General features: G+C 68.9%; 20 protein-coding genes. 8 read left to right on the top strand and 12 right to left on the bottom strand.

What is annotated here, in order from left to right; translation table 11 throughout:
* Nucleotides 1-62: 62 nt before the first annotated feature.
* The gene (locus P0Y60_03825; GenBank protein ID WEK61894.1) at nucleotides 63-605 is read right to left on the bottom strand and encodes a universal stress protein; all 543 of its coding nucleotides are present in this window, start codon (nucleotides 603-605) and stop codon (nucleotides 63-65) included.
* 149 nt (nucleotides 606-754) lie between these two features.
* Between P0Y60_03825 and P0Y60_03820 the strand changes: the two genes are divergently transcribed.
* Nucleotides 755-940: a DUF3073 domain-containing protein gene (locus tag P0Y60_03820; protein WEK61893.1), complete on the top strand. Its 186-nt coding sequence runs from the start codon at nucleotides 755-757 to the stop codon at nucleotides 938-940.
* Between the two features lie 97 nt (nucleotides 941-1,037).
* Nucleotides 1,038-1,850 carry an MOSC domain-containing protein gene (locus P0Y60_03815; protein WEK61892.1) on the top strand — a complete coding sequence of 271 codons (813 nt, stop codon included), beginning with the start codon at nucleotides 1,038-1,040 and terminating at the stop codon, nucleotides 1,848-1,850.
* 133 nt (nucleotides 1,851-1,983) lie between these two features.
* Here P0Y60_03815 and P0Y60_03810 read toward each other — a convergent pair whose 3' ends face one another.
* Genes P0Y60_03810 through purM form a run of 3 tightly spaced genes read right to left on the bottom strand, consistent with a single transcriptional unit; the run spans nucleotide 1,984 to nucleotide 5,901 of the window.
* The gene (locus tag P0Y60_03810) at nucleotides 1,984-3,294 is read right to left on the bottom strand and encodes an MFS transporter (GenBank protein WEK61891.1); all 1,311 of its coding nucleotides are present in this window, start codon (nucleotides 3,292-3,294) and stop codon (nucleotides 1,984-1,986) included.
* Nucleotides 3,291-4,763, bottom strand: coding sequence for an amidophosphoribosyltransferase (purF, locus tag P0Y60_03805; GenBank protein ID WEK61890.1), 1,473 nt, complete (start codon nucleotides 4,761-4,763; stop codon nucleotides 3,291-3,293). The genes P0Y60_03810 and purF overlap by 4 nt, the downstream gene beginning before the upstream one ends.
* 7 nt (nucleotides 4,764-4,770) lie before the next feature.
* Nucleotides 4,771-5,901: a phosphoribosylformylglycinamidine cyclo-ligase gene (gene purM, locus P0Y60_03800; protein WEK61889.1), complete on the bottom strand. Its 1,131-nt coding sequence runs from the start codon at nucleotides 5,899-5,901 to the stop codon at nucleotides 4,771-4,773.
* Between the two features lie 86 nt (nucleotides 5,902-5,987).
* On the opposite strand from purM, the gene P0Y60_03795 reads away from it, so the two are divergent.
* Nucleotides 5,988-6,593: a zinc-binding alcohol dehydrogenase gene (locus P0Y60_03795; protein ID WEK61888.1), complete on the top strand. Its 606-nt coding sequence runs from the start codon at nucleotides 5,988-5,990 to the stop codon at nucleotides 6,591-6,593.
* 15 nt (nucleotides 6,594-6,608) lie between these two features.
* Here the strand turns inward: P0Y60_03795 and P0Y60_03790 are convergent, their stop codons facing one another.
* The gene (locus P0Y60_03790) at nucleotides 6,609-6,923 is read right to left on the bottom strand and encodes a potassium transporter Trk (GenBank protein WEK61887.1); all 315 of its coding nucleotides are present in this window, start codon (nucleotides 6,921-6,923) and stop codon (nucleotides 6,609-6,611) included.
* A gap of 133 nt (nucleotides 6,924-7,056) precedes the next feature.
* Complete coding sequence (locus P0Y60_03785) at nucleotides 7,057-11,685, bottom strand: HtaA domain-containing protein (GenBank protein WEK61886.1); 4,629 nt, start codon at nucleotides 11,683-11,685, stop codon at nucleotides 7,057-7,059.
* A 163-nt stretch (nucleotides 11,686-11,848) separates the two neighbouring features.
* Here P0Y60_03785 and P0Y60_03780 point away from each other — a divergent pair, with 163 nt between their 5' ends.
* The 3 genes from P0Y60_03780 to P0Y60_03770 are packed head-to-tail and all read left to right on the top strand — an operon-like array spanning nucleotide 11,849 to nucleotide 14,819.
* Nucleotides 11,849-12,973 (top strand): ABC transporter substrate-binding protein, encoded by a 1,125-nt coding sequence (locus P0Y60_03780; protein WEK61885.1) that lies wholly within the window; start codon nucleotides 11,849-11,851, stop codon nucleotides 12,971-12,973.
* Nucleotides 12,970-14,043, top strand: a complete 1,074-nt coding sequence (locus P0Y60_03775) for an iron ABC transporter permease (protein ID WEK61884.1) — start codon at nucleotides 12,970-12,972, stop codon at nucleotides 14,041-14,043. The genes P0Y60_03780 and P0Y60_03775 overlap by 4 nt, the downstream gene beginning before the upstream one ends.
* Nucleotides 14,040-14,819 (top strand): heme ABC transporter ATP-binding protein, encoded by a 780-nt coding sequence (locus tag P0Y60_03770; protein ID WEK61883.1) that lies wholly within the window; start codon nucleotides 14,040-14,042, stop codon nucleotides 14,817-14,819. Before P0Y60_03775 ends, P0Y60_03770 begins: the two co-directional genes overlap by 4 nt.
* Before the next feature lie 13 nt (nucleotides 14,820-14,832).
* Here the strand turns inward: P0Y60_03770 and P0Y60_03765 are convergent, their stop codons facing one another.
* The 3 genes from P0Y60_03765 to P0Y60_03755 are packed head-to-tail and all read right to left on the bottom strand — an operon-like array spanning nucleotide 14,833 to nucleotide 16,163.
* On the bottom strand, nucleotides 14,833-15,276 hold the full coding sequence (locus P0Y60_03765) for a GNAT family N-acetyltransferase (GenBank protein ID WEK61882.1): 444 nt from the start codon (nucleotides 15,274-15,276) through the stop codon (nucleotides 14,833-14,835).
* Nucleotides 15,277-15,329: 53 nt separating this feature from the next.
* Nucleotides 15,330-15,698, bottom strand: a complete 369-nt coding sequence (locus P0Y60_03760; protein WEK61881.1) for a sterol carrier family protein — start codon at nucleotides 15,696-15,698, stop codon at nucleotides 15,330-15,332.
* 3 nt (nucleotides 15,699-15,701) lie between these two features.
* Nucleotides 15,702-16,163, bottom strand: a complete 462-nt coding sequence (locus P0Y60_03755) for a hypothetical protein (GenBank protein ID WEK61880.1) — start codon at nucleotides 16,161-16,163, stop codon at nucleotides 15,702-15,704.
* A gap of 62 nt (nucleotides 16,164-16,225) precedes the next feature.
* Between P0Y60_03755 and P0Y60_03750 the strand changes: the two genes are divergently transcribed.
* Nucleotides 16,226-16,897, top strand: coding sequence for a CoA pyrophosphatase (locus tag P0Y60_03750; GenBank protein ID WEK61879.1), 672 nt, complete (start codon nucleotides 16,226-16,228; stop codon nucleotides 16,895-16,897).
* A 248-nt stretch (nucleotides 16,898-17,145) separates the two neighbouring features.
* Nucleotides 17,146-18,423 (top strand): phosphoribosylamine--glycine ligase, encoded by a 1,278-nt coding sequence (gene purD / locus P0Y60_03745; protein WEK61878.1) that lies wholly within the window; start codon nucleotides 17,146-17,148, stop codon nucleotides 18,421-18,423.
* A gap of 127 nt (nucleotides 18,424-18,550) precedes the next feature.
* Here purD and P0Y60_03740 read toward each other — a convergent pair whose 3' ends face one another.
* From P0Y60_03740 to P0Y60_03730, 3 genes are all read right to left on the bottom strand, one after another.
* Nucleotides 18,551-19,279 carry an amino acid ABC transporter ATP-binding protein gene (locus tag P0Y60_03740; protein ID WEK61877.1) on the bottom strand — a complete coding sequence of 243 codons (729 nt, stop codon included), beginning with the start codon at nucleotides 19,277-19,279 and terminating at the stop codon, nucleotides 18,551-18,553.
* Entirely contained in the window at nucleotides 19,276-20,745 is a 1,470-nt protein-coding gene (locus tag P0Y60_03735; protein WEK61876.1) for an amino acid ABC transporter substrate-binding protein/permease, read from the bottom strand. Before P0Y60_03735 ends, P0Y60_03740 begins: the two co-directional genes overlap by 4 nt.
* A 111-nt stretch (nucleotides 20,746-20,856) precedes the next feature.
* Nucleotides 20,857-21,387, bottom strand: a complete 531-nt coding sequence (locus P0Y60_03730) for a GNAT family N-acetyltransferase (protein WEK61875.1) — start codon at nucleotides 21,385-21,387, stop codon at nucleotides 20,857-20,859.
* Nucleotides 21,388-21,480 lie beyond the last annotated feature (93 nt).

Genomic DNA, 21,480 nt, shown 5'->3' with positions numbered 1-21,480 from the left:
GTCGACGCTGGACGGGGGTTTCGGCGCAACGAACGACTACCGAACCCACAACCGAGCGCGACCTACTCGGGCCAGATCTCCTTCTGCGAGTCCGGCACGGACTCCCCGAGTGGTACCACGAGCACCGACCGATGCTGGCGATGCGTGAGGCGCGCGGCCACCGACCCGGTGAAGAACTCGCGGATCGACTCGCCGATCCCCTGCTTGCGCGTACCCACGACGATCAACTGCGCATCGAGCTTGTTCGCGAGCTGCTTGATGGCCAGGGCCGGGTCACCGACCAGCTGTCGCGCGGTCCAGGTGATCTCGGAATCGTCCAGCGCTGCGGCTGCCGCGGCCTGCACGGCTTCGAACTCCGCCGCACCCGCGTCGAAGTTGATGTCGATGGGCGCCGAGTGCACGTAGCCGTCGGGGTCTTCGTAGGTGACGAACCGTGTGACGTCGACGTGCACGACCACGAGCGGAGCGCCGAGCAATCGGGCGAAGCGCAGAGCCTCGGCGATCACCCGCGGTTCGTGATTCGGCTGGATGCCGACGATCACCGCTTTCTGCAGGGCGGCGTTCTGCGCGGCCTCATCGGAGGGTGTGGAGGTGTTGTCGGTCATGAAGATCGTTCCCTTCACCAGCCTGGCGTCAGTCAGAGGGGCGTACCCGCGTGCTATTCTGAATGCTACTCTTACCGGCCTCGAACCGGTGTCGTGAAATGCGTCGGGCACTCGCAGCCCGCAGCTTAACTCGTGAGGGGGTCTCGCGCATGGGCCGTGGCCGTCAGAAGGCGAAACACACCAAGATCGCCCGCGAACTCAAGGCGTTCAGTCCTTCGGTGAACTACTCTGCGCTCGAGCGCGAGTTGGGTCATCCGACCGACGAAGATGCCTACGTTGACAAGTGGGCAGATGACTATGCCGACGAAGATGAGGACGAACTAGAGAAGGCTTAGCCGCCTGATCGATCGTCACCCCCGTGCGACCCACGGGGGTTTCGTCATGCCCTGGCGTCGGTGCATGCTTCCGCCGCTCCCCTGAGAGGATGTGTGCATGCCCCGCGTCGTCGCTCTCTATCGTCACCCCGTCAAGGGACTCACCCCGGAGTCCGTCGACTCCCTCACGGTGCTGCGGGACGGGAAGGTCGCCGGAGATCGCGTGCTCGCCTTCCGGTTCGCGGATGCCGCCACCCCGGAGGACCGCGACGGCCTCGACTACTGGCCGAAGGCGAAGGGGCTCGCGCTCCAGGACTTCCCCGCCCTCGCCTCGCTGCGCACGAGCTTCGATGATGCGACCGGGCGTGTGCGCATCGAGCACGACGGCTCCGTGCTCGTGGAGGCGGGTCTCGACGAGCACGGGCGCGATCAGTTGGCGCAGGCCGTCACCGACTTCGTGCTCACGACGCCGGACGCCCGCCGCCTCGCACGGCCCGGCCGACTGCCGCTCGTGCTGGTCGGCGACGGCGAGACGCCGCGGTTTCAGGATCGTCCCCGCGGATACGTCTCGGTGCACAGCCGCGCGAGCGTCGACGTATTGGCGGATGCCCTCGGTCACAGCATCGACGACCGGCGCTTCCGCTCGAACGTCATCATCGACGGGGTAGAGGCGTGGGAGGAACTCGACTGGACGGGCGAGGTGCGCATCGGTGACGTGACACTCCGCGGAGCCGGTCCCATCGTGCGCTGCCTCGCGACGCACGCCAACCCCGACACCGGCGTGCGCGACGCGAAGGTGCTCAAGACCCTCACCGCGGCGTTCGACCAGCAGGAACCGACGCTCGGCCGCCTATTGCTCCCGGGCTGGGCGGAGTCAGATCAGGATGCCGGCGGCATCATCCGCATCGGTGACGAAGTGCACGCGGGCTGAGCTGCTCGCTCTCGCCTCGCCCTCGCCCCATACGAAGTTGGCACCTCATGCCGGAATCACGCGCTCATTCCGACAACAGGTGTCAACTCGAGCACTCAGCAGGCAGGCAGCAGGCAGCACACCAGAGCCCAGGTCACCAGCGGCCGTGTCGCTGCTCCCACTCGTCTTCGATCGTGCGGCGGCGTCCGGCGACGAGCCCCGCGGGAATCGACGCGACGAGCACACCAGCGACGACGATGAGCGGCACCTGCCAGCCTCCGGTCGTCTCGTGCAGCAGACCGATCAGCAGCGGGAACACCGCAGCGATGCCGTAACCGATGCTCTGCACGAAACCGCTCAGCGCGACAGCGCTCTCGGGCGTGCGTGCGCGGATGCTGAGCAGCACCAGGCTGAGCGGGAACATGATCGCCGTGATCCCGTAGAGGCTCACCCACAGCGGCAGGGCGACGGTCGGGATCAGCAGCAGCCCGCCGAGCCCGACGAGTCCCGAGCCGACGGCGATCAGGAACAGCGGCCGCGTCGCCTGGAAGCGCACGATGAGGATCGGCACGAGCATGCCGCACGGCAGCCCCAGCAGTGCGAACAGCGACAGCAGGAACCCGGCGGTCGAGGGCGTCACCCCGCCGATGTCGACGAGCATCGTGGGCAGCCAGGCGAAGGCCACGTAGGCCATGGTCGACGATGTGCCGAAGACCAGGGCGAGCGCCCAGGCCAGCGGCAACCGCCAGAGCCTGCCGAAGACGCGCGGGCTTGCCGGAACGGTCGTGATCGGTCCCGTCGCCACCGCGACCGCATCGCGCAGATCGTCGATGCCGTCGGTCGGGTCGATCACGACGTCGACGGCACGGGGAACGGATGCCGGTTCGGCACGCTCACGGATCAGCAGCGTGACCCAGGGCAGCAGCGCGAGCAGCGCGAACACTCCCCAGAGTCCGAGCGAGACGCGCCAGCCGAAGCTGTCGGCCAGCGGCACGGCGACGAGCGGAGGGATGAACGTCGACACGGCCATCATGGTCGAGTACAGCGTCATCATCACGCCGAGGCGATCGGGGAAGTACTTCTTGACCAGCGGCGGCAGCAGCACGTTGCCTGCGCCGACGCCCGCGAACACCACGGCGGTGGCCGCCAACAGGCTCGTCGAGTCGACCGCGAATCCGCGCAGCAGCAGGCCGAGGGTCATCAGGGCGATCGCCCCGATCGCGACGCGCTCGAGCCCGAAGCGCCGTTCGAAGAGCGGGGTGGCCAGGCCGAACACCGCGAAGCACACGGGCGGTGCCGCGCCGATCAGTCCGACGACCACGGGCGACAGCGGGAAGTCCGCCGCGATGTGGTCGATCACCGGAGACAGCGACGCCACGGCGGATCGCAGCGAGAACGCCACCAGGACGATCCCGATCAGCGCGAGGGCACGCCCCTGCCAGAGCGGGCGGGCCTCGGCCGTCATGAGGTCTGCGAGTTCTCTACCCAGGCCAGGTACTCGTCCGACACCGTTCCGGTGACGTAGCGCCCGTCGAAGCAGCTCATGTCGAGATCTTCGATCGCGGACCCCTCGGTGATCGCCGCCTTCAGATCGTCGACCTCCTGGTAGACGAGGTGATCGCAGCCGAGCACCTCGGCGATCTCGGGGATCGTGCGCCCGTGGGCGATCAGCTCATGACGAGAGGGCATGTTGATGCCGTAGACGTGCGGATGCCGCACCGGCGGTGCCGCCGAAGCGAAGGTCACCGAGCTCGCGCCGGCATCCCGCGCCATCTGGATGATCTCCTTCGATGTCGTGCCGCGCACGATGGAGTCGTCGATCAGCAGCACGTTCTTGCCCTGGAACTCGGTCGACATCGCGTTGAGCTTCTGGCGCACGCTCTTCTTGCGCACCGCCTGCCCGGGCATGATGAAGGTGCGGCCGACGTAGCGGTTCTTGTAGAAGCCCTCGCGGTACTCGATGCCCAGCTTGCGGGCGACCTCCATGGCCGCGGGGCGCGAGGAGTCGGGGATCGGCATGACGACGTCGATCTTGTCCATCGGCACGTGCTTGGCGATCGTGTCGGCGAGACGGTCGCCCATGCGCAGGCGCGACTCGTAGACCGAGACGCCGTTCATGATCGAGTCGGGACGCGCGAGGTAGACGTACTCGAACGCGCACGGCGCGAGCTGCGTCGAGCTCGCGCACTGCTTGGTGTGCAGCTCGCCCTCGGTCGTGATGAACACGGCCTCACCGGGCTCGACCTCGCGGACGATGTCGTAGTCGCCGTTCTCGAGCACCAGGGATTCGCTCGCGACGACCCACTCGTCGCGGCCTTCTGCGCCGGGAACGGTCGACGGGCGGCGTCCGAGGATCAGCGGACGGATGCCGAAGGGATCACGGAACGCGAGCAGACCGTAGCCCGCGATCACGGCGATCACGGCGTACGCGCCCTCGATGCGCTCGTGTGTGCGCTCGACGGCCTCGAACACGCGCTCGGGGTCGAGGTCGACCGTCGAGGTGGTGTTCTGCAGTTCGCCGGCAAGCACGTTGAGCAGCAGCTCGGTGTCGCTGGACGAGTTGAGGTGACGGCGGTCGCGCTTGGCCATCTCGGCGGTCAACTCACGCGTGTTGGTGAGGTTGCCGTTGTGGATGAGGATGATGCCGTACGGCGCGTTCACGTAGAACGGCTGCATCTCCTCTTCATTGGATGCCGTGCCCTTGGTGGCGTAGCGCACGTGGCCGAGGCCGACGTTGCCGAGCAACGCACGCATGTCGCGGGTGCGGAACGCCTCGCGGACCATGCCCTGCGCCTTGGCGTTGTGCATCACCCCGTTCGACTCCGCCGTCGCGATGCCCGTCGCATCCTGGCCGCGATGCTGCAGCAGCAGGAGTGCGTCGTAGATGTCCTGATTGACCGGGGCTGACCCCACCATTCCGACGATGCCGCACATGGGGTTTTTACTTCGCTCCGTCCGCGTATGCACCGACGAGGCGCACCGCTCCGCCGTCGACGCCCTTGGCGCCCTGTTCGAACTCTCCTGCCGGACGCGCGCCGAAGCCGACGGTGGCGACCTGCCACGAGGGCATGCCTTCCGCGTTCAGCGCCGCGATCGCGGCATCCTTCTTGTCTGCGGCGATGACCGCGAGGAAACCGATGCCCAGGTTCCACGTGCCCTCAGCCGACTCGAGGGTCGAACCCGCGATGTCGCTCAGCACACGGAAGACCGGACTCGGCGACCACGTGCTGCGGTCGACCTCGGCCCAGCTGCCCAGCGGCAGCACGCGGGCGAGGTTCGCGGCGATGCCGCCGCCGGTGACATGGCTGAGCGCGTGGACCGCACCGACACCGGCCGAACCGCCGAGCTGCTCGATGAGGCGCAGCAGCGGAAGCGTGTAGAGGCGGGTCGGCTCGAGGAGAGCCTCACCCCAGGTGGTGCCGAAGTCGGCCGCGTTGTCGCCGTAGCCGATGCCCGCGTTCGTGACGATGTGTCGCACGAGGGAGTAGCCGTTGGAGTGCAGACCGCTGGACGACACGGCGATCACGACGTCGCCGTCCTGCACACGGTCGGCACCGAGGATCGCGTCGGCCTCGACCACACCGGTCGCGGCGCCCGCGACGTCGTAGTCACGCGGCCCGAGGAGTCCGGGGTGCTCTGCGGTCTCGCCGCCGACGAGCGCGGTGCCGGTGGCGGAGCACGCCTCGGCGATGCCGCGTACGATGTCGGCGATGCGCTGCGGGAAGACCTTGCCGCACGCGATGTAGTCGGTCATGAACAGGGGCTTCGCCCCCACCACGACGATGTCGTCGACGACCATGCCGACCAGGTCCTGGCCGATCGTGTCGTGCTTGTCGATCGCCTGCGCGATCGCGACCTTGGTGCCGACGCCGTCGGTGCTGGTCGCGAGGAGCGGTCGGCGGAAGTCGCGCAGGGCGCTGGCGTCGAACAGTCCGGCGAATCCGCCGACACCGCCGAGCACTTCAGGACCGTGCGTCGCGCGCACGGACGACTTCATCAGCTCGACGGCGAGATCGCCTGCAGCGGTATCGACGCCGGCTTCGGAATAGGGATTGGTGGGGGAGGCAGCCACGCCTCCAGCCTACCGCCCACAGCGGGGCGCGCTCGCCCCGAGACAGGACCTCGGATGCAGGGGCTCCGGCGTCCTACGATGGGGCCATGGCCGACAAGCCGCAATGGCTCATCCGTGAAGACGCGAGCGTCCCTGTGCTGCTCGCGCTCGCACTGCGCCAGGCGGTCGGCATCCGTGTTCCGGAGGATCTCCCGAGCCTGCGCGAACTCCCGGTGCGGGCCCCCGACGCGGTGGACGTCTCGCCCGACGTCGAGGCGCAGTGGCGCGAGTACTGGGACATGACGGTCGAGCCGCGTGCGCACCATTCCGAGGTGCCGCTCGAGCTGATCGACGGATTCGACACACTCGTCGCACTCCCCGCCACGGGAGCGGAACAGCTCTCGGCCGCCATCGCCCCGCACGCCGACGCGTCGCTGCGGTACGCCCGCGCCGCGCACGACCGCTACGTCGCGTCGATGAAGAGCCACACCGGCGGCGACGCCTACCGCGCCTATGCCAGCGCGATCGCCGAGTTCGAGCGCGAAGTCGGCCGCCGCGCCCACTCGTTCGAGCTGAACGTGCAGGTACTGCCGTTCTCGCAGCGCGGCATCTGGTGGATCGGAGCACTCACGGTAGCGGTGACCGATGGCCTGAGGCGCGACGTCGTCGCCTTCGACGCGGCGATCCGGCCGGTCATCGCCGAACTGGCGTGACCGTGAGCCTGGTGGTCAGTCGGCTTCGATGATCGTCTCGCGCTCGACCCGCACCACGCGATCGTGGCGGCGCGCGATGCGCTCCAGCACGATGCCGGCGAGGCCGCCCAGGGCGATGCCGATCGGCACGGTCCACAGCAGCAGGAAGCCGAACACCTGTCCGGGCGGGTAGACGACGTCGAGAGCCTGGGACTCCTCGAAGCTGCCCGTCCAGGTGAGGATGCCGGCGGCGATCACACCGAGCACCACGCCGATGCCCATGAGAACGCCGTACCGCGGCACGTGGCGCACGGTCGCTTCGACGGTCTGGTGGGAATCGGTGGAGGACATACGTCCATTGTCCCACCGCCGGGCGACCGCGTGTACCGGGGTTCAGCCGGCGACCGGCATCCGCTCTTCGACACGAAAGAACCGCTCTCCCCACGTCCGCCGTGGGGAGAGCGGTTCGGTCTCGATGACCGGGTCAGACCTCGGTCGTCACCTCGGCCGTCTCGTCCTTCTTGTTGCGACGAGCGATCAGCACGCCGCCGACTCCGGCGAGAGCGACGACGACCAGGCCGCCGACGATCCACGGCCACACCGGAGCACCGTCGGTGTCGGCGGGCGACGTCACGGCGGTGACACTGGTGGATGCCTCGGCCTCAGTCTCGGGCTCTTCCGCCACGGCCACGCCGCACTCGGTGTTCACCGGGATCACCGCGGTGACCGGATCGAGCGCTTCGCCGGCGGCATAGGTGCCGAACGCCTCGGCGCCTGCCGCGGTGAGTGTGGTCGGGATCGCGTCGAGCGACAGGACCCCGTCGACGACCGCGGCATCCCCGAGGGCGAACTCCGCGAGGCGGACGCCCTTCTGGTCGACGACCGCGCCGTCCTGCGTGGTGCCGGTCACGTCGAACACCAGGTAGCCGGTGTCGCCGGCCAGCTCGATGCGAGCATCGGCGAGCGTCGTGTTCAGCGCGCCGTCATGGCCCGTGAACGTGATGCTGCCGCCGTAGGTGACCAGTCCCGTGAGGGTCTTGTCGTCGAACGATCCGGTGCCGTTCTCCCACACGTAGTCGGGGTACTGGTACGCGACGTCGGTCAGCGTCCAGCCGCCCTTCGCGATGCCCTCGATGTACGTGCGGAAGGACTCCTTGTAGCCCCACTTGAGCGTGGCTCCCTCGACCGTGCAGGCACCGAGCACGGTGGCCCCGCGGTTCAGTGTGAACTCCAGTCCGCGGTCGACCGATCCCTGCAGGGTCAGCGTGTGCACGCCGTCGGCGAGGCTCGCAGGCAGCGTGCCCTTCCAGGTCGCCGTGCCCGAGGCATCCGCCGTGACGGTGTCGAGCAGCACCGGCGTCGAGTACACGACCACCTTGATGCCCTCTTCGTTCGCCTGGAAACCGGATGCCGTGATGGTGGTCGGCTGTCCCGATTCGAGAGCCTCGAGGTCCTCGTCGGTGATCACGATGCCGTCCGTCGCCGGCGGCGTCGTGGGCAGCGTCGCCTTCGCCTTCACGACCGCCGCGGCGACCGTGCCGGTGGTGCCCGACGGCGCCGCTGCGACGGAGCCGATCGTGAACGTGACCGGGTTCAGCGTCGTCGAGTAGCCCGAGAGCACCCGGTCACGTCCCGCCGACGTCAGCGTCGCGGGAGCCGCGACGTAGGTCACCGCACCGTTCGCCGTCGTGCGCACCGAACGCGAGAGATCGAGCGTCGCGAAGTCGACCTGCGCGCCGCCGCTCGACACCGACAGCGTCGCCGCGCCCGAGGAGGAGATGCGGATCTGCGGGTTCGAGACCGTGACATCGAGGATGCCGTTGTGGCCGGTGAACCGCACCGAGCCGCGGTACACGACCGAGCCGACGCCCGTCTTGGTGTCGTAGTCGCCGCCGACCGTCTGCCCGAACTGGAACTGGCCGCCCGAGCGGGTCGCTCCGTTCGAGACGTCGATCGCACCCTTCGCGATCGGACCGGTGATGTAGTTCGTGAACGACGAGGAGATCGCCCAGCGGAGCGAACCGCCCGGAACGCTGGCCGGAGGAGTCACCGGCTTGGTCGGCGTCGTCGGCGTCTCGGGGTCCTTCGTGCCGGAAAGGGCGTTCCACTGCGCGGTCGTGATCGTGACCGCCGACCGCGCATAGATCGTGTCGGCGTTCGGGAACGAGTGCTGCTGCCAGACGATGACCTCGTACGTCTTGGTGCGGTCGAGCGTCTTGGCCGCCGCAGTCAGGTCGACCGAGAACGCACCGCCGTCGATGTTCGTCACGTACTGCATCGCCAGGAAGCCGCCGCCGGACGTGACATCCGCCTCGGTGCCGGTCTCGATCAGCGCGACGTAGGCACCGGTGATCGCACCGAGCTTCGAGCCCGCTGCCGTGACGGTCAGGCCGTCATTCGCTGTGGCCTTCTTCACGGTCGTCGCCACTGCCGCCGAGTCATCATCGCCGAGCAGAGCCGTCCAGTTCACGTCGCTGATCTGCACGATCGAGCGGGCGTAGATGGTGGAGGAGTCGGGGTTCGAGTGCTGCTTCCACACGATCACCTCGTACGACTTCGAGCGATCCAGCTGATCCGCCGCGGTCGTCAGGTCGACGCTGAACGCGCCACCCGAGATGTCCCGCACGAACTGCACCGCGAGGTACCCGGAGCCACCGGTGACGTTCGCCTCGGTGCCGGTCTCGATCAGCGCGGCATACGCCCCCGGGATCGCACCCAGGTTCGACGCGGATGCCGTGACCGTCAGGCCGTCCTTCGCCGTCGCCGACTTCACCGCGGTGCGTACCGAAGCGACCGGCTCCGGCTGCAGGGCCGTCCACTGCTCGTCACTGATCGCGACAGCGCCGCGGGCGTAGATGGTGGAGGAGTCGGGGTTCGAGTGCTGCTTCCACACGATCACCTCGTACGACTTCGAGCGATCCAGCTGATCCGCCGCGGTCGTCAGGTCGACGCTGAACGCGCCACCCGAGATGTCCCGCACGAACTGCACCGCGAGGTACCCGGAGCCACCGGTGACGTTCGCCTCGGTGCCGGTCTCGATCAGCGCGGCATACGCCCCCGGGATCGCACCCAGGTTCGACGCGGATGCCGTGACCGTCAGGCCGTCCTTCGCCGTCGCCGACTTCACCGTGGTGCTGACGGCAGGCGTCAGGCCGTAGTTGAGGGCGACGGTGCGCTCCTGGTCGGCGTTCACGACACCACCCGCACCATACGTGTAGACCCCGTACGCACCGGGCGTGTTCGCGGTGTCCTTCAACGTCAACGTCGCGGTGAACGTGCCGTCCGAGGCGATGTCCACCCACTGCGAACGGATCGCGCCCTGGTACTGCGAAGGCACCTGGTTCAACACGCCCTCCGACAAAGCCCACACCTGCGAGCCCACCGAACGCGTCGACGACGCCGCACCCGTGGACGGCTGCCACGCCGAAGCGAAGTTACCGAACACGACATACGTGCCCTGCGGAAGAGTCGACGGGATCGGAACCCCACGCCCACCCACATTCGCCGCCGGGTCATACCCCGACCCCTTCACCACGACCTTGTCGCCCGCCTTCAACGCCGTCTCGCCCACCGCAGTCACACCATCCGCGAGGAACACCGAGATCGACGGAGCGACCGGCTTCGGGAAGATGACGTCCCAGTCGCCGTCGCTGATCGCGACGGCGGCGCGGGCGAGGATGGTCTGCGCGGTCGGCAGCGTGTGCTGCGTCCAGACGAGCACCTCATAGGTCTTCGTGCGGTCGAGCTTGCCGGCCGCCGCGGTGAGGTCGACGCTGAACGCACCACCCGAGATCGGGCGCACGTACTGCATGGCGGCGTATCCGCCACCGGTGGTGACGCCTGCTTCGGTGCCGGTCTCGATGATCGCCGCGTACACGCCGGGGGCCGCACCGAAGTTCGTTCCCGAGACTGTCGCCGTGATGCCCGGGGTGAGCGTCGACAGCGCCGGGCTCACCGTGATCTTGGGCGTGAGTGCGTAGTTGAGGGCGACGGTGCGCTCCTGGTCGGCGTTCACGACACCACCCGCACCATACGTGTAGACCCCGTACGCACCGGGCGTGGTCGCGGTGTCCTTCAACGTCAACGTCGCGGTGAACGTGCCGTCCGAGGCGATGTCCACCCACTGCGAACGGATCGCGCCCTGGTACTGCGAAGGCACCTGGTTCAACACGCCCTCCGACAAAGCCCACACCTGCGAGCCCACCGAACGCGTCGACGACGCCGCACCCGTGGACGGCTGCCACGCCGAAGCGAAGTTACCGAACACGACATACGTGCCCTGCGGAAGAGTCGACGGGATCGGAACCCCACGCCCACCCACATTCGCCGCCGGGTCATACCCCGACCCCTTCACCACGACCTTGTCGCCCGCCTTCAACGCCGTCTCGCCCACCGCAGTCACACCATCCGCGAGGAACACCGAAATCGACGGAGACGCCGGGGTCTGCTCGCCCGGGTCAGTACCGGGGTCGGTCTCGCCCGGGTCCGTACCCGGGTCGGTCTCACCAGGATCGGTGCCCGGGTCCGTCTCACCAGGATCGGTGCCCGGGTCAGTTTCACCGGGGTCCGTGCCGGGGTCCGTCTCGCCCGGGTCCGTGCCCGGGTCGGTCTCACCCGGGTCCGTGCCCGGGTCGGTCGTCTCCGCGCCGAAGACGGCATCCCACTGTCCCGACGAGATCGCGACGTCGCCGCGGCCGTAGATGGTGGAGGAATCCGGGTTCGAGTGCTGCTTCCAGATCAGCACCTCGTACGCCTGCGTGCGGTCCAACGAATCGGCAGGCGCCGTGAGCGTGAACGAGCTCGCACCGGCGGCGACCGCCGGGAACGGCAGCGCGAACGCGGCATACCCGCCGCCGCCCGTCAGGCCGCTCTCCGTGCCCTTGACGATCAGTGCCGCGTAGACGCTGGCGACGTCGGGAAGTCCGCTCGCCTGCACCTGCACGCTGACACCGGAGGTGCCCGCGGAGGTGACGGTCGCGGTGACGGTTCCTCCGGCCGCGTGCGCGGGGGGAGCGATCACCGCACCGGCCGCGATCAGGAGGAAGGAGACGAAGGCAGCGAGCAGCACGCGTATGCGGGCGCTCCCTGGGGATGCGTTGGCTGTGGCGTTCACGATTCTCCACGGCCCCCAGGCACGCGGCTGAGCACGCGCGCCGGCGGTGCCGCAATGCAGTCGGGCGAAGGTAGGGTATTGGTAAGGCTTAGCTAAGTAAGCCGCCTTCCCGAGCGTAGAGGTGCGTGGGAGAGCGCGTCAAGTTTTAGGCTAGCCTTGCCTAATGCGTCGCGTCCTTGCTGTCTTGTTCGCTGCCTCGCTCGCCATCGGCCTCGCCGCGTGCGCTCAGCCAGGCGCCACGGCCGCACCGACCGCCCCCGAGATCGCCGACGACTGCCCCCAGGCATCCACTCCCCTCGCCGACCTCGATCTGATCGACGATGTGCGCGGCCACACCGGCCCCTCGACCGCCTGCCTCTCGAGCCATGCGATCGAACCGGTCGACGACGACACCGCCCCCGCACTGCCGGTCACGGTGACCGACGACGAGGGTCGCGAGATCGAGATCACCGACGTCGACCGCATCCTCCCGATCGACATCTCGGGAACGATCGCCTCGACCGTCTTCGCACTGGGCCTCGGCGACCAGGTCGTCGGCCGGGATTCCTCCACCGATTTCGCCGGCACCGAAGACCTGCCCGTGGTCACCAAGACCGGGCACACGCTCAACGCCGAGGCGATCCTCGAGCTCGCGCCGACCATCGTCCTGACCGACACCACGATCGGCCCGAAGGAGGTCCGCCAGCAGCTGCGCGACGCCGGCATCACGGTCGTGGTCATCTCCAGCGACCGGCGCATCGACACGACCGACGAACTGGTCACCGAGATCGCCGCGGCTCTCGGCGTGCCCAGCCGCGGCGAAGCGCTCATCACGCGGTTGGATGCCGCCGTCGACGAGACCCTCGCGGAGATCGCCACCGTCACCCCGGCCGCCGAGGAGGATCGGGCGCGCATGCTGTTCCTCTACGTGCGCGGCAGCGCGAACGTCTACTACATCTTCGGCGAGGACTCCGGCGCCGACTCCCTGATCGATGCGGTCGGCGGGGTCGACGTCGCCGCCGAGATCGGCTGGGAGGGCATGAAGCCCATGACCGCCGAAGCGCTCGTCGCGGCGCGTCCCGACGTGCTCGTCATGATGACCGACGGCCTCGAGTCGGTCGGCGGCATCGACGGGCTGATCGAGCGCGTGCCGGCCGTCGCCGAGACCCCGGCGGGAGCGAACCGTCGCGTGATCGACATGGCCGACAGCGAGATCCTGAGCTTCGGGCCGCGATCGGCCGAGGTCATCGGGGCCATCGCGCGCGCCCTCTACGCCCCCGAGCCCGCGACGCCCGAGACCGCGAAATGACCGGAGAGGTCATCACCCCGACGCCGTCCCGGCATCGAGGCCTGCGCTTCACGCTGGTCGTCATCGGCCTGATCGCCGCACTCGTGATCACGTGCATCGCGTCGATCACGAGCGGCCAGTACACGCTCTCGCCCACCGACCTGGTCGGCGTGCTGCTGCGCGGCATCGGGATCGACTCGGCCTGGGCCCCCACGAACGCGACCGACTACGGCGTGATATACAACCTGCGACTCCCCCGCCTCGTGCTGGGACTGCTCGTGGGCGCCGCCCTCGCCGTGTCGGGCGTGCTCATGCAGGCGATCTTCGGCAACCCGTTGGCGGATGCCGGAGTCGTGGGCGTCTCGTCGGGAGCGGCGCTCGGCGCAGCCGCAAGCATCACCCTGGGCCTCGCCTCGTTCGGGATGTGGACGACACCGGCCTTCGCCTTCCTCGGCGGTCTGATCGCGGTGCTCTCGGTCTACTTCATCAGCAGATCCGGCGGACGCACCGAGGTCGTCACCCTCCTGCTCACCGGCATCGCGATCAACGCGATCGCCGGGGCGGGCATGGCGTTCCTCACGTTCCTCGGCACCACCTCGACCCGCGAGCAGATCGTCTTCTGGCAGCTCGGATCACTCAACGGCGCGCTGTGGTCGAACGTCGCCCTGGTCGCGCCGCTCGTCGCAATCGGCATCGTCGTGGCTCTGATCGTCGCACCCAGCCTCGACCTCTTCGCCCTCGGCGAGCGCACCGCCCGCCACCTCGGGGTGAACGTGGAACTGCTGCGCATGGTCGTGATCGTCACGGTCGCCGTGCTCGTCTGCGCGGCCGTCGCCTTCGCCGGCATCATCGGGTTCGCCGGCCTCGTCGTGCCGCATCTCATGCGCATGATCATCGGGCCCGCGCACCTGCCGCTCGTCATCGCCTCGGCATTCGGTGGGGCGCTGCTGATCGCCGTCGCCGACCTCGTCGCCCGCACCGCGGTGCCGCTCGCCGACCTGCCGATCGGCATGATCACCTCGCTCGTCGGCGGCCCCTTCTTCCTCTGGCTGCTCGTGCGCACGCGCCGACGCTCGGGAGGCTGGGCATGAGCGTGCGTCTGCAGGGCACCGGATTGACGGTGCGTGTCGGAGGGGGTCGCGCGATCCTCGACGACGCCGCGATCGAGGTGCACGCCGGAGAGATCCACGCGCTCGTGGGCCCCAACGGCGCCGGCAAGTCCACGCTGTTCGGTGTGCTGGCCGGAGACATCGCCCCCCAGTCGGGCACGGTCACCCTCGACGAGACACCGATCACCGGCATCCGCCCGCAGGCGCTCGCCCGGGCCCGCGCGGTACTGCTGCAGGAGAACGCCGTCTCGTTCTCGTTCACGGCGGAGCAGGTCGTGCGGATGGGCCGGGCACCGTGGGCGCGCACGCAATCGGCCGACGATGACGACGCGATCGTGGCCGCGGCGATGGATGCGACAGAGGTCACCGGCTTCGCCGCCCGCGGTGTGACCTCGCTCTCGGGAGGCGAGCGCGCACGCGTCGCCCTCTCGCGGGTGATCGCCCAGAGCACCGGCATCCTGCTGCTCGACGAGCCGACCGCCTCGCTCGACCTCAAGCACCATGAAGACGTGATGGAGCTGGTGCGTGCGCAGGCGGATGCCGGGATCGCCGTGGCGATCGTGCTGCACGACCTCAACGCCGCGCTCGCGCACGCCGATCGCGTCACGCTGCTCGCCGGGGGCAGGGTGGTCGCCTCGGGCCCGGCCGCCGACGTGCTCACAGCCGACCGCATCGAAGAGGTCTACGGCCAGCCGGTCGACGTGTTCCCGCATCCGCGCACCGGAGTGCCGATCGTGGTCGCCCGACGGGTGCGCTGACGCCTGCCCGCGCTCAGCGCGCCGTCGGCGCCTGCGTCGGGTGCACCGGCAGCGCAGGGGCGACACGCACCAGGGCCGTCGCATCGGGTGCGGCGAACCCGAACTGCTCGTAGAGCCCGTGCGCATCGCTCGTGAAGAGGGTCCAGCGGAAGTGCGCGCCGGGGCCGTCGTCGATCATCGCCTGCACGATCCTCTTGCCCAGGCCGTTGCCCCGGTGCGCCTCGACGACCACGACATCGGCGAGGTAGGCGAATCCGACGCCGTCGGAGACCGCCCGCGCGAATCCGACCTGCGCGCCGGTCTGCTCGTCATACACACCGATCACTCGCCAGGCATCGCGGATCTGCGCCTCGACATCTTCTCGACTGCGCCACTTCGCCCAGTAGACCTCGCGAAGGGCTGCCCACACGGCATCCGTATCGATACGGTCGTGCGAGTCGTCGACGATGTAGCTCATCCGATCACTGTAGATCGGGCGCGGGTGCGGGTGCGTTCAGGGCGTTGGTTGGACTAGGGACGCAGGGGCAGCACGTCGATCAGGTCGGCGCGCGTACCGGAGGCGTGGATGTGGCCGGCTGTCGCGGCATCCGTCCAGTGCTGCTCCCCCGTCGCCACGGCGAGCCAGGTCGCGGCATCCATCTCGACGACGTTGGGCGGGGTTCCGCGGGTGTGGCGCGGGCCCTGGATGACCTGCACGGCCCCGAACGGCGGAACCCGCACCTCGACGCTGTTACCGGGCGCCTTCTCGTCGAGCAGCTGCAGGAGATATCTGACGGCGGTGGCGAGATCCGTGCGCGCCGGCTTCGCGTCGGCGGACTGCGCCGCGCGCACCGCGTCGAGGGCCGCCCGACCGTCGATGATGTCGATCTTCTTGGCCATGTGTCAGTCCTTCCCGATCACGACAGCCGACCAGGCCGCCGCACCGTCGTCGCTCAGGCCGTCGACAGTGACCCCAGTGGCGGCATCCTTCCCCCACTCGATCGCGTGAGGGCTGTCGTCGCAGGCCAGATCATCGGTCCGCGTGCCGGACGAGATCTCGGCATCTGTCGGCTCCACCGAGGTCGTCGTGATGTCGACGCTCATCGTCTCGGTGCCGAAGCAGGAGAACACGACCTCTGTGAGGCGTTCCGGCTCCTCGAAGGTCACCGTGATGCCCTGCTCGCCGACCACCTCGGTCACCGGCCCGGCCATCCCGGACATCATCGCCAGGGATCCGGGCAGGTCGACGGAACTCTGCTGCGTCAGCCAGTCGTCCACCGCATCCGGGTCGACGGCGGGCGCCGCACACCCGCTCAGACCGACCATCAGCAGTACTCCGAGCCCCGCCCGCTGCCATCGCCTCATCCGGCGAGCCTATCCCCGACCACGGACGAGCCCGACCCGCGCTCGGCGTCTAGGCTCGTGCCATGAGCATGCCGCATCCGGAAGGCGCACGCGCCGAGCTGCTCGCCGGCGTCTCGTCGCACTCGTGGGGCGGGCCATTCCCCGCCCTCCTCGACCCCGATCGGGCCCACGACGCCGCGGTGCTGATCCTGTTCGGCGTACTCGATCGGGTGCCGGCGCCGACCGCCGACGCCGCGGTCGCCCGCGACCTCGACGTGCTGCTCCAGCGCCGCGCGCCCACCCTGTCGTCGCACCCCGGACAGGTGTCGTTCCCCGGCGGTCGCACCGAACCCACCGACGCCGACTCCGTCGCCACCGCCCTGCGCGAGGCCGAGGAGGAGACCGGGCTCGACCCGTCCGGCGTGGAGATCCTCGCGATGCTGCCCGAGATCCCGCTCGCCGCGAGCAACCATCGGGTGACGCCCGTGCTCGGCTGGTGGCGCACGCCGTCGCGCGTCGCCGCGGTGGATCATGCCGAGACCGTCGAGGTGTTCCGCGTACCCGTGGCGCAGCTGCTCGACCCCGCGACCCGCTACACCTCGGTGCGCGCGTTCGGCGATCGCACGTTCCGCGCCCCGGCGTTCGACGTCGACGGCACGATCGTGTGGGGCTTCACGGCGATGGTGCTGAGCGGCCTGTTCGACGCCGCCGGGTGGACGGTGCCCTGGAACATCGACGACGAGCGCCCGGTCTGAGCCCAGCCGCGTCCACAACTCCGGAGATTCGCCGCAGATCGCCCCGCCGGGCGCCGCTGAGACACCGGTCACCCGGTTTCTCCGGAGTTCTGGCCCGGCCCCCGTTCACAACTCCTCAAAACTCGCGCGCGTGCGGCTGGCGAGGGCCCGGGTTTCCGCGTCCCGCGCCGCCGCGAACCCCGCTTTCGCCGCATGTGTGAGGAGTTATGAACGGAAACCCCGACGACGACCCTCGGTAGGCTGGACGGGTGAAGATTCTCGTCCTCGGTTCCGGTGCCCGTGAGCACGCGATCATCCTCTCCCTCCGGGCGGAGCAGACGGAACACGAGATCCTCGTCTCTCCGGGCAACGCCGGTATCGCGCAGGATGCGACGCCCGTCACGCTCGACATGCTCGACGGCGGCGCCGTCACCGACTACGCGAACGAGCACGCGATCGACCTCGTCGTGATCGGCCCCGAGGCTCCGCTGGTGGCCGGAGTCGCCGATGAACTCCGCGCCCGCGGCATCCCGGTCTTCGGGCCCGGCAGGGCCGCCGCACAGCTCGAGGGATCGAAGTCGTTCGCGAAGCGGATCATGGACGAGGCGGGTGTGCCCACCGGCCGTGCCGTGCGCGCGACCACCGCGGCCGAGGTCCAGGCCGCGTTCGACGACCTCGGCGCTCCGTACGTGGTGAAGGCCGACGGCCTGGCCGCCGGCAAGGGCGTCATCGTCACCTCCGACCGCGCCGAAGCCCTCGCGCACGCCGAGCACTACCTGCCGGCAGGCCCCGTGCTCATCGAGGAATTCCTCTCGGGTCCCGAGGTCTCGCTGTTCTTCCTCAGCGACGGCGACACCGTGCGCGCCCTGAGCCCCGCGCAGGACTTCAAGCGCGCGCTCGACGGGGACGCCGGCCCGAACACGGGCGGCATGGGGGCGTACTCCCCGCTGCCGTGGTTGTCCGAGCAGTTCGGCAGCGAGCAGGAGTTCGTCGCCGAGGTCACGCGCGACGTCGCACTGCCCGTCGTCCGCCAGCTCGACGCCGAGGGCACCCCGTTCATCGGCCTGCTGTATGCCGGACTCATCCTCACGCCCGCCGGCGTGCGTGTGATCGAGTTCAACGCGCGCTTCGGCGACCCCGAGACGCAGATCGTGCTGCCGCGTCTGGTGACGCCGCTGTCGGAGCTGCTGTTCGCCGCGGCATCCGGCACCCTCGAAGACCAGCCCGAGCCGGAGTTCAGCGACGAGGTCGCGATCACCGTGGTGCTGGCGAGCGAGGGGTATCCCGAGGCGCCGCAGACCGGTCGGCCGATCGAGGGCCTGGCGGAGGCCGCTGCCGTCGAGGGCGTGCGCATCGTGCATGCCGCGACCGCGGGCCCGGATGCTCCCGGCGGCTCGCTCGTCGCGACCGGTGGCCGTGTACTGAACGTCGTGGCCGTGGCATCCGACTTCGTCACCGCCCGCGCTCGCGCCTATGAGGCCATCGCGCTGATCACCCTCGACGGCTCGCACTACCGCAGCGACATCGCCGCGCGCGTCGCGCAGTAGTCCGCCGCGGGTGCGCGCCCGCCGAATGCACGACTCAACGACGAATGCACGGCTTCTCTCCGGAGAGAAGCCGTGCATTCGTCAACATCCCGTGCACTCGGCGAGGCGAGCCGAGGCGAGCGAGGGGCTAGAGCACCTTCGACAGGAAGTCCTGCAGGCGCTCGTGCTTGGGCGATCCGAAGAGGTCCGCGGGGGCGGCTTCCTCGATGACGACGCCGCCGTCCATGAACACCGTGCGGTCGGAGACCTCGCGCGCGAAGCCCATCTCGTGCGTGACGAGCACCATCGTCATGCCGGCCGCAGCCAGGTCGCGGATGACCTGCAGCACCTCGCCGACCATCTCCGGGTCGAGCGCGCTTGTGGCCTCGTCGAACAGCATGATCTCGGGGTCCATCGCGAGCGCGCGGGCGATCGCGACGCGCTGCTTCTGTCCGCCCGAGAGTGATGCCGGCTTGGCATCCGCCTTCTCCTGCAGCCCGACGCGCTCGAGCAGCGAGAGTGCACGCTCGCGCGCCTCGGCCTTCGACAGCCGTCCGAGCTCGATCGGGGCGAGCGTGATGTTCTCGAGCACCGTCATGTGCGGGAACAGGTTGAAGTGCTGGAACACCATGCCGATGCGCTGGCGCACCTCATCCAACTTCACGCTCTTGTCGGTCAGGTCGACACCGTCGATCACGACGGTGCCCGACGTGGGCTCCTCGAGCTTGTTGAGGCAGCGCAGCAGCGTCGACTTGCCCGATCCGGAGGGGCCGATGACCGCGACGACTTCTCCGTCGGCGACGTCGAGGTCGATGCCCTTGAGCACCTCGTTGCTTCCGAATGACTTGTGCAGGTTCTGCACGGCGATCTTGCTCATGCGTTGAACGTCCTCTCGAGGCGGTTCGCGAGCAGCGTCAGCAACGTGATCACGACGAAGTAGATGATGGCGACGATGGTCAGCACCTGCGCCGACAGGTACGTCGAGGCGATGATCTGGCGCGACTGGAAGGTCAGTTCCGCGAGGCCGATGACGCTGAGCAGCGAGGTGTCCTTCAGCGTGATGATGCCCTGGTTCACGAACGAGGGGATCATGATGCGGAACGCCTGCGGCAGCACGACCTTCTGCATCGTCTTCCAGTGTCCGAGGCCGAGCGAGCGCGATGCCTCGGCCTGACCGGGATCGACCGCCTGGATGCCGCCGCGGATGATCTCGGTCATGTAGGCACCCGTGTTCAGCGAGAGCGTGATCGCTCCGGCGACGAACGGGTTGAACTGCAGACCGGGGAACAGCTGCGGGATGGCGAAGAACACGAAGAACGCCTGCACCAGGATCGGTGTACCGCGGAACACGTAGACGTACGCGGTCGCCAGCCAACGGAACGGGAGGAACTTCGAGATGCGGCCGAAGCCGAAAACGATGCCGAGGACGAACGCGGCCACGAGCGCCACGAGGGTCGCGAGGATCGTGAGGCCCAGACCGCTCATCAGCGCGGGCCAGTACTTCACCGCGACCGAGAAGATGTCAGCCGGCTGCGCGGCCTGCTGTTCGCCGCCCAGGTAGGTGTCGACGACCTCGTCGTATTCGCCCGAAGCCTGCACGTTGGCCAGGCCCTCGTTGAACATCTCGAGCAGTTCGGGGTTCATGCCCTTGTTGACCGCGAAGCCGTACTCGCCGCCGAGCTCGGGCTGGCCGATCAGACGGAAACCGGATCCCTGCTGGATGCCGTAGGCCAGCACCGGGAAGTCCTCGAAGTAGCCGACGGCCTGACCGGCCTTGACCGCATCGACCATGTCGGTCGTGTCCTGATAGGGCGTGATGGTGAAGCCGTACTCGTCCTGGTTCTCCTCGGCGAACGTCTGGCCCTGCGTGCCGGTCTTGACCGCCACCGCCTTGCCGTCGAGGTCGTCGAGCGAGTCGATGTCGCTCGACTCGAGCACTCCCAGCTGGACGCCGCTGGTGAAGTACGGGTCACTGAAGTCGAACGTGGCCTTGCGCTCGTCGGTGATCGACATGCCGGCCATGACCGCGTCGACCTGATTGGCCTGCAGCGCCTGCACGGCGGCATCGAACCCGAGCTGACGGATCTCGACCTCGAACCCCTGGTCCTTCGCGATCGCGCGGAGCAGGTCCATGTCGATGCCGACGAGGTCGCCGTCGGAGTTCGTGAACTCGAACGGCGCGAACGTGGTGTCCGTTCCGATGATGTACGTCTCGGGGGTCTCGGCCGCGGTCGCGGCGGATGCGCCTCCGAGCAGCGCACCGACGGCGACGAAGGCGGTCAGCACGGTGGCCGCGGCAGTGCGGCCGAATCGCGCGAGCGCGGTGGAAGGATTTCGGATCACGACGGATGCTCCTCGGATCGGCAGGGACGACCGGACGGACGCCGAGCATCCACCTTAGTCTGCGGCCGATCTCGCCCCCGGCCCGCCCCCGTCGTTCAGAGGGATACCGGGCTACAGCTGGATCCAGTAGCGGCGCAGCAGTGCGTGGCCGCGTGCGGACTGATCGCTCACGTCCTGCAGCACGCCGCCCGCGCCTTCGATCGTGCGGGCCGAGGCGATGTTGTCGTCGTCGCAGGTGACCAGCACCCGGTCGAGGCCGAGTTCGCGCGCCCGATCGAGGCCGAGTGCCAACGCCGTCGAGGCGTATCCGCGGCGCCGGCGGGACTCCCGCACCGCATAGCCGATGTGGCCGCCGGCCTCGCGCAGCCACTCATTGAGCTCGTGCCGGAGCGAGAGGAAACCGACCACCACGCCCTCATCGACGATCCAGTAGAGATCGTTGTGCACGAAGTCATCGGGGAGCGGCACCGAGGTGTCGGCGATCTGCACCGCCTTGTCGATCAACGCGTCGAGCGTCGCCCGGTCGGGAGTGACGGGCGCCGTGAGACCGGATCCGTCGATGTGACCGTCTCCGAACTCGGAGACCGCCTCCGCCCAGGTGTCGAAGAGGTCGGTGGTGGGTCGGATGAGCTGAACGGCCATCGCCCCAGGCAAACATCCCCGCGCCCACGCCGCAAGCTCCGGTCGCGATATGCCAGCCAAAACGCCGCGCAGGGCTGTCATATCGCGACCGGA

This window comes from Candidatus Microbacterium colombiense, assembly GCA_029203165.1.
In the GTDB taxonomy this organism is placed as follows: domain Bacteria; phylum Actinomycetota; class Actinomycetes; order Actinomycetales; family Microbacteriaceae; genus Microbacterium; species Microbacterium colombiense.
The sequence above is the reverse complement of the archived record's forward strand: the minus strand, read 5'-3'. Positions and strand labels throughout refer to the sequence as shown.

Excerpts from the sequence above, each read along its gene's own strand:
- P0Y60_03765 (WEK61882.1), bottom strand. The coding sequence starts at position 15,276 with ATGAGCTACATCGTCGACGACTCGCACGACCGTATCGATACGGATGCC.
- P0Y60_03820 (WEK61893.1), top strand. The coding sequence starts at position 755 with ATGGGCCGTGGCCGTCAGAAGGCGAAACACACCAAGATCGCCCGCGAA.
- P0Y60_03795 (WEK61888.1), top strand. The coding sequence starts at position 5,988 with ATGGCCGACAAGCCGCAATGGCTCATCCGTGAAGACGCGAGCGTCCCT.
- P0Y60_03755 (WEK61880.1), bottom strand. The coding sequence starts at position 16,163 with ATGAGGCGATGGCAGCGGGCGGGGCTCGGAGTACTGCTGATGGTCGGT.
- P0Y60_03790 (WEK61887.1), bottom strand. The coding sequence starts at position 6,923 with ATGTCCTCCACCGATTCCCACCAGACCGTCGAAGCGACCGTGCGCCAC.
- P0Y60_03740 (WEK61877.1), bottom strand. The coding sequence starts at position 19,279 with ATGAGCAAGATCGCCGTGCAGAACCTGCACAAGTCATTCGGAAGCAAC.
- P0Y60_03810 (WEK61891.1), bottom strand. The coding sequence starts at position 3,294 with ATGACGGCCGAGGCCCGCCCGCTCTGGCAGGGGCGTGCCCTCGCGCTG.
- P0Y60_03775 (WEK61884.1), top strand. The coding sequence starts at position 12,970 with ATGACCGGAGAGGTCATCACCCCGACGCCGTCCCGGCATCGAGGCCTG.
- P0Y60_03760 (WEK61881.1), bottom strand. The coding sequence starts at position 15,698 with ATGGCCAAGAAGATCGACATCATCGACGGTCGGGCGGCCCTCGACGCG.
- P0Y60_03815 (WEK61892.1), top strand. The coding sequence starts at position 1,038 with ATGCCCCGCGTCGTCGCTCTCTATCGTCACCCCGTCAAGGGACTCACC.
- P0Y60_03770 (WEK61883.1), top strand. The coding sequence starts at position 14,040 with ATGAGCGTGCGTCTGCAGGGCACCGGATTGACGGTGCGTGTCGGAGGG.
- P0Y60_03825 (WEK61894.1), bottom strand. The coding sequence starts at position 605 with ATGACCGACAACACCTCCACACCCTCCGATGAGGCCGCGCAGAACGCC.
- P0Y60_03730 (WEK61875.1), bottom strand. The coding sequence starts at position 21,387 with ATGGCCGTTCAGCTCATCCGACCCACCACCGACCTCTTCGACACCTGG.
- purF (WEK61890.1), bottom strand. The coding sequence starts at position 4,763 with ATGTGCGGCATCGTCGGAATGGTGGGGTCAGCCCCGGTCAATCAGGAC.
- P0Y60_03750 (WEK61879.1), top strand. The coding sequence starts at position 16,226 with ATGAGCATGCCGCATCCGGAAGGCGCACGCGCCGAGCTGCTCGCCGGC.
- P0Y60_03780 (WEK61885.1), top strand. The coding sequence starts at position 11,849 with ATGCGTCGCGTCCTTGCTGTCTTGTTCGCTGCCTCGCTCGCCATCGGC.